12 protein-coding genes are annotated in these 13,200 nt (G+C 43.1%); 2 read left to right on the top strand and 10 right to left on the bottom strand.

Translation table 11 applies throughout. The annotated features are described in order from the left end of the window. Positions 1 to 55: 55 nt before the first annotated feature. The 5 genes from pgmB to QWY16_RS04735 form a co-directional block, all read right to left on the bottom strand. Complete coding sequence (gene pgmB, locus QWY16_RS04755; RefSeq protein WP_300993282.1) at positions 56 to 739, bottom strand: beta-phosphoglucomutase; 684 nt, start codon at positions 737 to 739, stop codon at positions 56 to 58. A gap of 47 nt (positions 740 to 786) precedes the next feature. After that, the gene (locus QWY16_RS04750) at positions 787 to 1,485 is read right to left on the bottom strand and encodes a YesL family protein (RefSeq protein ID WP_300991764.1); all 699 of its coding nucleotides are present in this window, start codon (positions 1,483 to 1,485) and stop codon (positions 787 to 789) included. A gap of 45 nt (positions 1,486 to 1,530) precedes the next feature. Further along, positions 1,531 to 2,367, bottom strand: coding sequence for a carbohydrate ABC transporter permease (locus tag QWY16_RS04745; RefSeq protein WP_300991763.1), 837 nt, complete (start codon positions 2,365 to 2,367; stop codon positions 1,531 to 1,533). Then, positions 2,367 to 3,242 carry a carbohydrate ABC transporter permease gene (locus tag QWY16_RS04740; RefSeq protein WP_300991761.1) on the bottom strand — a complete coding sequence of 292 codons (876 nt, stop codon included), beginning with the start codon at positions 3,240 to 3,242 and terminating at the stop codon, positions 2,367 to 2,369. The genes QWY16_RS04745 and QWY16_RS04740 overlap by 1 nt, the downstream gene beginning before the upstream one ends. Before the next feature lie 470 nt (positions 3,243 to 3,712). Next, positions 3,713 to 4,975: a sugar ABC transporter substrate-binding protein gene (locus QWY16_RS04735; protein ID WP_300991759.1), complete on the bottom strand. Its 1,263-nt coding sequence runs from the start codon at positions 4,973 to 4,975 to the stop codon at positions 3,713 to 3,715. Between the two features lie 509 nt (positions 4,976 to 5,484). Between QWY16_RS04735 and QWY16_RS04730 the strand changes: the two genes are divergently transcribed. After that, complete coding sequence (locus QWY16_RS04730) at positions 5,485 to 6,309, top strand: STAS domain-containing protein (RefSeq protein WP_300991757.1); 825 nt, start codon at positions 5,485 to 5,487, stop codon at positions 6,307 to 6,309. A 38-nt stretch (positions 6,310 to 6,347) separates the two neighbouring features. Further along, on the top strand, positions 6,348 to 7,565 hold the full coding sequence (locus QWY16_RS04725; protein ID WP_300991756.1) for an EAL domain-containing protein: 1,218 nt from the start codon (positions 6,348 to 6,350) through the stop codon (positions 7,563 to 7,565). A 144-nt stretch (positions 7,566 to 7,709) separates the two neighbouring features. Here the strand turns inward: QWY16_RS04725 and QWY16_RS04720 are convergent, their stop codons facing one another. The 5 genes from QWY16_RS04720 to QWY16_RS04700 all read right to left on the bottom strand — a co-directional run bounded on the left by QWY16_RS04720 (position 7,710) and on the right by QWY16_RS04700 (position 13,167). Next, complete coding sequence (locus QWY16_RS04720; RefSeq protein WP_300991755.1) at positions 7,710 to 8,834, bottom strand: zinc-dependent alcohol dehydrogenase family protein; 1,125 nt, start codon at positions 8,832 to 8,834, stop codon at positions 7,710 to 7,712. A gap of 55 nt (positions 8,835 to 8,889) precedes the next feature. Beyond that, positions 8,890 to 10,338, bottom strand: coding sequence for an aldehyde dehydrogenase family protein (locus QWY16_RS04715; protein WP_300991754.1), 1,449 nt, complete (start codon positions 10,336 to 10,338; stop codon positions 8,890 to 8,892). 81 nt (positions 10,339 to 10,419) lie between these two features. Continuing rightward, positions 10,420 to 11,253, bottom strand: a complete 834-nt coding sequence (ahlS, locus tag QWY16_RS04710; protein WP_300991753.1) for an AhlS family quorum-quenching N-acyl homoserine lactonase — start codon at positions 11,251 to 11,253, stop codon at positions 10,420 to 10,422. 83 nt (positions 11,254 to 11,336) lie between these two features. Beyond that, positions 11,337 to 12,404, bottom strand: a complete 1,068-nt coding sequence (locus QWY16_RS04705; protein WP_300991752.1) for a zinc-binding dehydrogenase — start codon at positions 12,402 to 12,404, stop codon at positions 11,337 to 11,339. A gap of 181 nt (positions 12,405 to 12,585) precedes the next feature. Next, entirely contained in the window at positions 12,586 to 13,167 is a 582-nt protein-coding gene (locus QWY16_RS04700; protein ID WP_300991751.1) for a hypothetical protein, read from the bottom strand. Between the last annotated feature and the right edge of the window lie 33 nt (positions 13,168 to 13,200).

Below are 13,200 nucleotides of genomic sequence, written 5' to 3'. Positions count from 1 at the left end.
TCACTCCTCAGCTGCTCCCGAAGATTGCAAAAGAATCTGGAAGCCATTTGTCCGCTTATCTTTTGGCGTTAGCCTGCTGATAGCGCTCGATAATTTCTTCAAATACCAATTTTGAAGTATCGCTAACCAGATAATCTGCCTCGGAAAGATGAGCGGCATCTCCTACTCCAACGGAAAACATGTTTGCCGCATTTATTGCTTCAACTCCAGCAGTTGAATCTTCAATACCTATGCAGTCGGAGCAGCTGAGTCTTAATGCATCAGCGGCAACTATGAATGTTTCAGGATCCGGTTTTCCTTTCTTCACTTTTTCGGCATCGACAATGTAATCGAAGTAGGCAGTCAACCCCAGCTTTCCAAGGATATGGCGGGCATTCTTGCTAGCTGAACCGAGAGCGATTTTAATGTTTTTTTCTTTATTGGCGCTTAGCAGCTCTAAAATTCCTGGAAGAATATGAGATGGATCTATCGTTTCAACCAACTCTAAATAATGCTCATTTTTTTTGCTGGCCCAATTTTGTTTCTCTTTTTCCGAGAGCTCAGAAAGAGCGGGATTTAGTTTTAAGATCATATTCAGCGAATCCATCCTCCCTACTCCTTTAAGCTGTTCATTGAAATGCCGGTCAATTGGAATGTCGAGCTCACTCGCAATTTTCTGCCATGCCAAAAAATGAAATTCTGCTGTATCTGTAATCACGCCATCCAAATCATAAATAAAAGCTTGTGGAAATTTTTCCATAGTCATCCTTCTCTCCTTGCTTTTCTTTCTTCTGGAACCAATGCCGTTCAAATCGACGATTCTGCTTTTTTTTGCATTTTCAAAGAAAATCGGTAAAAAACAAGAAAAGAAAGATACGCACTGATTGATACTGTAAATAGTGGAATCAGGAAGTATAATCTTGTAGCACTTACATAAAACAGCGACATATTGCTTACCAGGATGAACAAGCTTAATAACGGATTACCAAGTGTGATAAAAAATGCATTTTTCAATAGAGTTCTTGTTTTCATTCGGTAATGCACACAGAGTGAAAAGAAATTAAGCGTATACACAAACAAACCAAGCCCAATCAGCGTAAATAGCAAAGCCATAAAATCATTCGACTGCTTAAAAAAATAAATATCCACCAGCCAGACTAACCATAATGCCAATAGGGCCAACCCCGCTAAAAAATTCTTCCGGTAATTCGCTTTCATGTGAAAAAAATACGTTTTTGTAATCGAAGACTGGTCTTTTTGCAGAATCCATTCCCGGGCTGTCGCAAATAAGGCAACGGTACTTGGAACTGTCACTGCTGGAATCAACAAGACAAGCGGCAGTAAATACACCACAAACCCAGGGCCGAATCCATTAATGTAAACACTCAGCAAAACAAACAGCAAAGGCAGATTAACGATAATCCATAAGAGGTTTGCCATCGAAAATCGCATGATCCATTCTGCAAAAACATATAAGGCGCCTGTCAAACCTGGCAAATCACGCATGTTACGCCCTCCCTGCATCAATAACTCTTAAGTTGAAATCTCCTCTTATTTTACTGCCCCTTCTCCGATGCCTTTAATGATGTGTTTTTGCGCCAATGCATAGAAAATAATTACCGGAATGATGGTTAAAGTCAATCCCGCCATCGCTAAATTCCATTGAATAGTAAATTCACCAAAGAAAAAGAATGTCGATAAAGGAATTGTCCGCAAGTTCGTGTCAATCAATGTAAGGGAAGGCAATAGAAAATCATTCCAAATACTGATAACGTTCAAAATCATGACTGTAGCTGTAATGGGTTTCAGCATCGGAAAGATGATTCGCCAAAAAACCCCGAATTTCGAAGCTCCGTCTATCGTAGCTGCTTCTTCTAATGTAATGGGGATAGACTTGATGAAGCCGTGGTATAAAAAAACAGAAAGACTGGCATGAAAACCGATATTCATGAAGATCAGCCCTTCCCGGGTATTGTACATAGGGATATTCAAGTTTTCAGTAATGGAACTCATCAATTGCATAAGCGGCATCATCAAGGTCTGAAAAGGAATCAGCATCGTCGCGATTAAAGTCATGAAAATGACAGTACTTATTTTGCTTTCGGTTCTGACCAGCATCCAGGCAGTCATAGAGGATAAGACGACAATCAGTAAAACTGAAATAATCGTAATATAAAGTGAGTTGCCGAGTGCGCTTAGAAAATTCATTTTCTCAATTGCTTCAATATAGTATTGAAAACTAAAATTTTCCGGCAGAGATAAAGCATTATCGTATAGTTCCTGGCGATCTTTAAACGAGTTGACAAAAATGATGTAAATTGGAGACAGGAAGAAAAGCGCTAACAGAATCAGCAAAACCGCTTTCAAGACATTTGTGGTTTTCCTCATCACATCTCAACCTCCCGTTTTTTCGTCATATATACTTGGGTCAGCGTAATGGCAGCGACTATCAAGAAAAAGACAATGGCTTTCGCTTGCCCAAAGCCATAATTGCTGCTTCCAAAAATCTCCTGGTAGATATTCATCGCAAATAGCTCAGTGGCATTTGCCGGTCCCCCGCCAGTCAGCGACAAATTGACATCGTAGATTTTAAAAGCGGATGAAAGGGTCAAAAATAAACTGATGGTCAGGGCAGGCATCAACAGAGGCAGCGTAATTCTGGTAAAGCGTTGCCATTTACTGGCTCCATCTATTTTGGACGCTTCGATGACATCATTCGGAATAGCTTGAATTCCTGCAATGTAAATGATCATGATATAGCCGGCCATTTGCCAGGTGAAGACAAAAACTAAGCTGTATAAAGCAAACTCCGGATCAACAAGCCAATTAAAAAATACTTGGTCAAATCCGGTAATTTCTCCGAAGAACGTAAAAACATCCAAAAATACAAATTGCCAAATGTAACCTAAAATCAGTCCACCAATCAAATACGGCATGAATAGCAAAGTCCGTGCCGCATTGGCAGACCGGACCTTGGACGTGACCAGCATGGCAAAAGCAAGCCCGATGATGTTGATGGTGATGACCGATAGTACAGTAAACAAAGTCGTCAGCCAAGTCGACCGAAGAAATTGTTCATCTTTCCATAATTCGATGAAGTTATCCGTGCCTACAAAAACTTTTGGATTTGCTCCGATTCCGTCCCATTCAAAAAATGAATAATAGATGCCGATGAGAAAAGGGATAATTACCACTATCGTAAAGATAAAGAGCAAGGGCACAGTGAATAATACAAACCATTTGATGTTGCTTCTTTTCGTCACGTCCACCCCTTCTTTCCTGTGATTGATAAGCAGGGACCTGATAAAGGAATAGTGGACACGCCTGTACAGGCGTGTCCCAGACTGTTGATAACCCTTATGCTTTTCTTTCATTTCGCTCCAGGGCGGACGCTTTCCGCGGACACGGCCTCAGTCGCTTCCTTCGCTTCGCTCTGTCCAGGGTCTTCGGCTCGCGCTGCTCCCGCTGGAGTCGCCGCCTTCCGCTGCATTCAACTTCCTTTTTCCACCTTTAGAGATTCTCTAAAATAGGAACTGCTTGAGTTAGCTCTCTATTGTTTGCTCCTATTCTTCAGATATGAAGCCAAATAGCGGAGAAAACCGTACTGTCCCTGCATCGCTGCGCTAGCTTCGAAAATTAAAGTGCGTTGCAGCTCACTAATACAAAATTAACTTTCTCAACAAGCTGTGGACACACCTATAAAGGCGTGTCCAGATCCACTTTTATTTAATTTTTATTGAGCGCCTTTCCATGCTTCATCCATGCCTGCAATAAATTCTTCGCCGGTCATATCTTCTGAGAAGAATTGCTGAGCTAGTGGCGTTAAATCGTTTGGAACGATATTAGCCGGATAATAGTTGATGGCCCAAGGAATGGTCTCCCCACTATTGCTGGCATCCAGAACAGCTTTTGATAATGGATCCAATTCGCCCGCTTCGATATTTGTCAGAGCCGGAACAAATCCGAACTCTTCTACAATGTAGCGGTGCCCTGTTTCACTAGTAGCCATCCAGTTTAAGAAGTCGTTTGCCGCTTGAATTTCCGCTTCTTCTTTTTGGCTATTGATCACCCAGTTGTTGCCCACGCCAACCGCCAATTTATCATTGCCCATCAGCGGAAACGGCATCATGCCGACCTCAAAATCAAAATCGAATTCTGAGAGCATACCGAACGCCCAGTTTCCTTGGTGGATCATCGCAGTTTTTCCTGATGCAAAATCACCGATTTCCTGGTCATATGTGATGCTGAGCGGATTCGGTGTGTTCGCTTTTATCGCTTCCATGAACTTTCCAAACTCCTGGAATTCAGGTGTTTCTGCCATGGTTACTTCTCCAGCATTCAATCGATCAATAAAATCAAAATGATCTTCTTGAAGGGCAAAAGGATAGTTGCTCATGTGTCCGATCAAGAAATACGCATCTTGAGCAAGACCGAAGCCATTGATGCCTTGGCCTTTGAATTTTTCCAGCGTGCTGACAAAAGATTCATAGTCGGCAATATCTTCGGGTTTCACAAGGTCTTTGTTGTACACTATTCCAAATCCTTCTACTCCGTATGGAACACCAACTGTTTTGTCGTCGACTTTCAACTCCATATTTGGCGCTATGTGCTGTACGTATTCTTCCTTGCTCAGATCATAAGCATATGATTTCAATTGTTCAGCTTCGGTTTCATTTTGAAGCGTGAAAATAGATGGTCCCTGGTTGCTGTTCAACCGGATCTGCAGCTGCTGAAGATAGTCGTCGCCAGTTGTGCCGAGAACTTCCACTTCAACGCCTGTTTCTTCTGTATATTCTTTGGCCATTGCAGCCAGCTGATCTGAAATTTCAACTTTCCGGTTGAAAACCGTAATTTTTTGGCCTCCTGACTCTCCGGAATCTCCAGTGTCTCCGCCACTGCCCTCACTTCCCTCTTCGCCGCCTCCGCTGCACGCAGCTAAAATCAGCAGCACAAATGCCAACACTAAAGCACTCCATATACTTTTTTGGAACCTCACGCAAATCCCCCCTTTTAAAGTTTGACTGCTATAGTAAATAAAACGAAAATCCGTTTTATCACACCCAAAATTAAGTTTGTTGAAGTTATGGTAAATGGCTTAAAGCGTGAATGAGTTTTACTTCGGGTAATAGAGCCATTTATTATTGCTGGCTGTTGCGGATATCAGTTATTCAGATTTTGCCGTATGTATTTATCTGGGTGTTTAACTTGACCTCTATCTCACCATGTAAAATTCAACAATATTGGTTAGGCTTAAAAGCTTTCACATCCGTAATTATAAATTCAATATTCGGAATAGTCAATATCTTCAAGTTTTGAGCACCCGTAAAGTATTGCATTAAAACATAACGCTACTCAAAAGGGTTTTTGAAGCATACAATAGATTAATATGGTTTCTTTTTTTATTCCATAGTAAAATATTTCGAATGCGAAGTATTCAATTTATAAAGTAATAGAATTAATTTAAAGTGAATTTTTCTTAAATACCATCGAAAAGGGGAAACTGACGTGGCACAGGCATTAGAGAACTCAAAAGAACTAAAAACTTTTTTCGAAAATAATAGAGAAGATTTCGAGGAGCATCTGTTATCGGAAGCTGTTAATGTAAAAGAGAAAATCGATGAAATCTTGGCTATTGGAAATATTGATCTTATTTCAAATGCTCATAAATTAGTTGTTTTTATCATCGATGGCCAAGAAGAACAACTGAATTTATTTGCCAAGCAAGAAGGCATCGCTTGGGCTACGCATTCCATCGCCTTAACCTTCAAGCTGGAATGGATTCAGGCAATTCGACGCACTCTCTGGAAATTTATTGAGCATTACAACTTAACCTTGGCTAAAAAAATGCCTATGGATTTTTTCCGTCTGGAAGAAGGGCTCAATTCCGGAATTGATACGTTTTTAAATACTTTTTTCATAAACTACTCTACATATAAAGATTCATTGATTCTGGCCCATCGCCAGCTGGTTGAAAATTTGTCAGTTCCAATCATTCCGATCAATGCATCGGTCTGCATCCTGCCTTTAATAGGTTCAGTCGACTCTTTTCGGACTAACATCCTGGAAGAAAAGGTATTGACAGAAATCGGAAGATCCCGCATCCAAACATTGATTATCGATTTGTCGGGCATCGCTGACATGGAAATTGAAGCCATCCACCACTTGATGAAAATTATCGACGGCACTGCTATGATGGGCTGCAAATCCATCATTACCGGTTTACGGACTGAAGTGGTTAGAAAGATGATTCAGTTGGATTTATCGTTTGACCAAAAAACAAAAACACTTGGCACGCTTCAGCAAGCGTTAAAAGAATACTTAATCGTTTAATCATTAAAATATAAGCTCCAGTAAAGGAGGCATCCCATTTGGATCCTTTAGATATTCTTGAAAATCTGGACAAAGTAAAACCGGTTTTCCAACCGATTGTCAGCGCCGTTAAACACTCCATTATTGGCTATGAGATTTTTGGCCGTTTTCAATCCGATGGCGACTGGATAAGCCTGGCCGATTTTTTTCATGATTTGGATGTACCGGATGAATACAAAGCCGAAGTCGATCATCACCTGCTCAAACAAGCGATTGATGAAATGCTTGAATCGGACAATAAAGGTTCCCTGTTCATCAACCGCAATGCCAGGCAATTACTGGTCAACGGCGGCGAAGATTTTTTGCAGACCTTGATGGAGTTTGAGAAAAAAGGCTTTTCAATGGACCGCTTGGTACTGGAAATTACAGAGCATGATTTTGAAGAAGGTTTTGACGTCCTGAATCATTTGCTAATCTATTATAAAACCTACGGCATCCAGATCGCCGTCGACCATGTCGGCGCAAAAAGCTCAAATATTGATCGCATTCGGCAAATCAAACCCCATATCCTGAAAATTGATACCGGCATCATCCGTCAAAGTAATCCAGATGTTTTTCAGGATATCCTTTATTCCTTATCATTATTAGCGCATCGGATTGGAGCAAAACTTTCTTTTGAGAATATTGAAGATGATTACCAATTAAATTTCGCCTGGAAACATGGCGGTCATTATTACCAAGGTTTTTATTTGGCGAAGCCTGATTTCACTCCTTTATTGGATGATTGTTTATTGATTGATGTGGGTGAAAAAGTAATCGGTTTTATACAGCATGAAAAATCACTTGTCAAAGAACGCCTCGCTTTTGCCTTGAGCTGTGAAGAGAAAATAAAAAAATTGATGAGTAAATGGGATGGTCCCGAAACGGCAGACTCTTTCATTGAAGTTGTCACCCGTTCTTTTGACGAGGAAAGTTTCCGGATTTATATTTGCAATAGCGACGGCCAGCAAATGTCTTCAAACTTTAGAAAACAGGATGAGCATTGGAAAATAGAAAAAGGGCAAGTCGGATCTCACTGGGGTTTCCGTCCTTATTTTTTGGAAAACATATTGCATATGCGCACTTGGCATAAAGGCATCCTTTCGGATTCCTATGCAGATATTGAGACAGCAGAAATGATTCGGACTTTCAGCTTCCCACTTTCCGAAAAGTACTTCCTTTTTATCGATATCAGTTACTCGTTTATTTTTAACCATGATTATTTATTGATCGAATAGAACGTGAAAAAGCAAAGAAACCGCTGTCCTTGAAATCTTTGGATTTCATAAGAAGCGGTTTCTTTTTGAGTTAGCAATTGCTAATAAACATCAATAATTATCCTGTTCAGCCATTTAACTTGCCGACACGTGGACGCGGCGACATTAAAATTTTATGATGATGCGTGACGATTCTCCTTTTGCCAGAATATCGAATCCTTTGTTCACTTCATCCAAAGTGATAAAATCCGTTATCAGTTTATCGACTGGCAAGCGGTCTTCCTGGAACAAATTCATATATCTTGGAATATCCCGGCTCGGTACACAACTGCCAATGTAGGATCCCTTTAAAGTCCGCTCTTCAGCAGTCAGCGAGAGATAGGGGAAAGAAAACTTATGTTCCGGATGAGGAAGCCCTGTTGTGACAGTAGTTCCGCCCCTCTTAGTGACGGCATATGCCACTTCCATCGCGGGAACCACTCCTGCTGTCTCAAACGCAAAATCCAAGCCGCCTCCGGTAGCTGCTCGAATCTGCTCCACTACATCCGGATCTTTGGAGTTGAAGGTGTCGGTCGCCCCTAATTCCTTTGCCTGCTTAAGTTTGGTTTCATTGATATCAACGGCAACGATTCGGCTGGCACCTGCAGCAAGAGCGCCGAGCAAAGCACTAAGACCGACACCGCCAAGGCCAACAATGGCTACCGTACTGCCCAATTTCACTCCTGCCGTATTGACGACTGCTCCAACTCCCGTAATGACCGCACAGCCGAATAAAGCCGCTTTTTCAAAAGGGATGTCTTTGCTTACTTTTACCACTGAGTTTCGGGAAACTACGGCATATTCCGAGAAAGCCGAAACCCCAACATGGTGGTTCACCACTTCACCTTCATTATGCAGGCGTTTGCCACCGCCAAGCAGCGTACCCGCCGTATTCGCGGCAGCTCCCGGCTCACATAAAGCTGGACGTCCTTCTCTGCACGGCCCGCATTGGCCGCAGCTCGGAACGAAAACGCAGGCGACATGGTCTCCGGCCTCCAAATCTACCACGCCTTCTCCGACTTCCACAACAACCCCTGCTGCCTCATGCCCTAAAGCCATCGGCAACGGACGCGGCCGGCTGCCATTCATCACTGACAAATCCGAATGGCAAAGACTGGCAGCTTTAATTTGAATCAGCACTTCTCCCCGTTCCGGAGAATCTAACTCCAATTCTTCAATCTGGATCGGCTGGCTTTCTTCATATGGAGTCTGTGCTCCTATTTCACGCAATACAGCTGATTTTACTTTCATCTGATCCTCTCCCTATTAGGATTTTCACGTTTTATCTAAAGCCCTGCAGCATCCATCAATACAGCTTAATCCCGACAAATTTCAAATCCGTCATTTCCTCGATGGCATATCTGACGCCTTCTTTGCCGATGCCGCTGCTTTTTATGCCTCCGTATGGAATATGGTCGTAGCGGCGGACTGACACTTCGTTGATCCAGACTCCTCCCGTCTCAATCGCATCGGCCATGCGCATCGCCCGGTTGATGTCAGCGGTGAAGACGCCGGCATGAAGGCCAAAATCCGTGTTATTGGCATGGGCAACGACTTCTTCTTCCGTTGAAAACGGCATGACGCTGACGATCGGTGCGAATACTTCCACACAGACCACTTTCATTTCATGAGTCGCGTTGCTGAGGACAGTAGGTTCCAGCAGTGAACCTTTCCGGATTCCACCGGTCAGGATTTCCGCTCCTTGTTCTTCCGCTTCTTTCACCCATGACTCTGCGCGCTGTGCAGCTTCTTCCGTAATCATCGGTCCCATGTCTGTAGCTTCATCCAATGGATCTCCCGTTTTAAGCGCGCTTACTTTTTCAACAAGCTTGTCCAGGAACTTTTCATAAATCGTTTCATGGACATAAATTCGCTGCGCGGAAACGCATGCTTGTCCGGCGTATGTATATCCGCCGAGCACAATGGCATTGACCGCGACATCAATATCTCCGTCTTCAAAAACAATATTCGGTGCATTTGATCCCAATTCCAGCGTCACTTTTTTCCGTTTCGCCATTTCATGGATTTTCCATCCTACGGCACTGCTTCCGGTAAAAGAAACCTTCTTGACGTCTGGATGGGTCACCAATGTTTCCACTAGCTCCTGCCCGGGTCCCATAACAATATTCAAAGCGCCTTTCGGCAATCCGGCATCTTCCAATAATCGATGCAGCAGCACCGATGAAAACGGCGTTTTTTCAGCAGGCTTCAGAACCACGGTATTGCCTACTGCAAGGGCAGGCGCTACTTTATGAAGAGCCAGGTTCAAAGGGAAGTTAAATGGCGTGATGGCCGCTACTACACCTAACGGCACTCGCTTGGCTATGCCAATTTGATTTTCTCCGCCAATGGCGCTGTCGAGTGGAATCGTTTCTCCGTAAATCGCTTTCGCTCCTTCTGAAGCAAAGCGTAGGACTTGGACGGCACGCAGCACTTCCACTCTGCTTTCTCTGATGGGTTTTCCCGCTTCCAGCACAAGCATTCGGGCAAACTCATCCGTTCTTTGCTCCAACAAATCCGCCGCTTTCCGTAAAATTTCTGAGCGTTTATGGGCTGGCATCTTTTTGGTTGTTTTGTTATAGACACGCTGGGCCGTTTCGATAGCATCTTCAACATCTTTCGGAGTAGCACAGGATATTTTGCCGATCACTTCATTGGTATAGGGATTAAAGACTTCAAGGTCTTTTCTTCCGTCTTTGCTGATTTCTGTGCCATTGATAATGGAGCCAAAATAAAGATTCTCAACTTCAATCATTTGTTGTTCCTCCTTCATCTTAAAAAACCAGCCCTGCAACATCCGAAATTCAGTTGTCAGAGCTGGTTCATTTAGGCGGACTTATTCATAAAAGCCCTCGGTGGATTTGATGAAATTCCGGAATTGATTGGAATCGTGGCCATACCAGACTTGTGAGTTGGTGCGCTCGGCATACTTTTTAATTTTTTCCACTGCACTTAAATAGCCCAGCGAGTCATAAATGATTCCCGGGATTTTAACGGGCGGCCCATAGTTCTCGGCAGAGTAGACGGCATCCGATGCTAAAATGACACCGCCTTCTCCCGGCAGATCGATATGGAGCCCGAGCAATCCCCAAGCATGGCCTGGACCAAAGTTTAAAATTTTAACGCCTTTCGCAAGCTCGAGTTCATCTTCATGAGGCATGACGGTTTTCCATTTTAAATCTTTGCCGATCCACGCATTAATATCCGCCCATATGTAGGCGCCCATATCTTTCGTCATCGCGTATTGCTTCATCGTATTTTTCAATTCCGAATCATGCACGATGATGGTGGCATTTGTAAACAGTTCCAGACAGCCTGCATGATCCAAATGCAGGTGAGATGCCACTACGTATTTAATATCGTCCGGACGCACATTCAACTGTTCCAAGCGGTTGATCAAATAACAGGATTCGTCTTGGAATGCCGGGAATAACTTCTGGACGCCTTCCGGCCATCTTCCTTCTTTCCCCATGCCTTCCGGATTGCAGCCCGTATCGAATAAGATTTTTCCTTCCGGGTGGTCTATTAAAACAGCATATACCGGAAACTCTATGAATTCTGCCGGGGGATTTGGATTGTCGATGCTTGCCGGATTGTGCGCGGCCACCATAAAGTTTTTGTCCATTTTCATTGTTCCTGTATCCAATACGTATAATTTTGGTTTATCCATTGTATGACCTCCATTTAGTTGTTATTTTCCCAACCTGAATCAGACCCACATTTCTCTAAACCTTTCATGAATACAAAACCAGATTATTTCTCCATAATGATGGTGGCTCTTGTCACTTCTCTTGCAGCGGATTTATCCAATGCCAATTTAATATCATCCATAGAAAACTCGGCGTCTATCATCCCGTCGAACGGATATTTGCCTTGAGTATCTGAAAGAAATTTCAACGCTTTATACAAATACCACGGGTTATAGCGGACTACTGGTATAATTTGAATCGATTTTCTGGTAAGCAGCCCCGGATCGAATTCAACGAGTTTGCCTGGTGTGATATTTCCGATGGTGACATATTTTCCGCCTGGCCGGATATAGTGGATTCCTTCAGCGAAAGCTGCAGGGACACCCGCCACTTCCATGGCAAGTTCGGCTCCTTTTCCATCCGTTAAATTGAGCACTACTTTTACCCGCTCTTCAACAGTTGCATAGTCATTTAAATTAAGCGTATGATCTGCGCCAAATTGCTTGGCTTGCTGCAGCCGGCTTTCCACGCCATCGACCACTATCACCGTCGCCCCTTTTTCCTTGGCTACCGCAGTGGCATTCAAGCCGAGTCCTCCCGCACCTTGAATCACAATGGTTTGCCCGTAAGTCACTCCGGCTTTATCGAGGCCGAAATAAACCTGTGATAAAGCGCAATTTGCACTGGCTGCAGAAGCTTCTGAGACATTGTCGGGGACTTTGTAAAAATATTGGTCTGGGTGGATGTAATAATGCGAAGCAAAGGTTCCATGAAAATGAGGGCTTACTTCCGGTGGCTGATTCCAAAAGTCATAGGCATGTTCACATAAATGAAAATGCCCTTCTCTGCATGCCGCACATTTTCTGCATGTAATGTAGTAAGCTGAAACGATTCGGTCTCCTTCTTTGATCGGAGTTCCTGCATAATCCGTCTCAACCCCTTCTCCGAGCGAATGGACTTCCCCGACCATTTCATGGCCCAGTACTCCTTTTTTTTTCGTCGGATGCTGGCCTCTCCAAATATGCAGTTCCGATCCGCAAATATTGGAACGCAACACCTTCAGAAGAACCGCTCCCGGTCCTGGAAGCGGCAAGTCATATTCCCGGTAGCTCAATTTTTCCGGTTCGTCCATTACCGCAACTCTTCCTTTTTGAGGGTTTCCCTTCACATTTCTCCACTCTCCTCTCGTAAATGAAAAGCGCTTACTTTTTCATTATACTTAGCAGAATATGGGATAACAATATATTATTCTGATTATTCACAATATTTTAATATAAAAATGAAAATTGATAAGAAGGCTTAATTTGGTATCGCTATTTTTCCGAGGAGGTCAAAGCTTCTTTAGGAGCTTCATTTTTCACCGTTCCCAATATAAATTTCGCTAAGAAAAAACCTGCTGCAATAGCAATGCCCATGGCCATCAGTGAACCAGCCGTTTCAAGCTTCATAACCATCAAAAAGAGAATTCCAATCGTCACGAGCGTCATAATAGAAACTGCCTTCCAGAGAATGCGATCCCGCACTTTATTAAGCAAAGCACTTGATGGAACATTGTCGGTTTCACGATTAGCAGCTTCCCCTATTCCTTTCAGTCGAATCAAATTAAATAAAATCCCTAAAATACTGTTGCCGATAAGTGCTGCCACAGACACATTGATCCAGGCATATCCCCATCCCCAAGCGGAGAACACGAGATAAAAAGCAGAAGCTAAAGTAAGAATCGTACTGATCGGGAATAAGATGTCCAACTTTACAGCAAGACTGGACCATTGGCGTATCCCTTTTACATCCTTTGCATGGAGCATAGAAATCATGGCGGTAAAAAGCAGTCCGATAGACATAAAAATCAATGCCGCTCCTAAAATGTGAAAAAACAGCACGATATTATAAAGCATGTCCTCATCCTCCTTTTGTGTTCAAGTTCAGGG

Source organism: Planococcus shenhongbingii (genome assembly GCF_030413635.1).
GTDB classification, from domain to species: domain Bacteria; phylum Bacillota; class Bacilli; order Bacillales_A; family Planococcaceae; genus Planococcus; species Planococcus shenhongbingii.
Note: the sequence above shows the minus strand (reverse complement) of the source record. Positions and strands in the feature narration are given on the sequence as shown.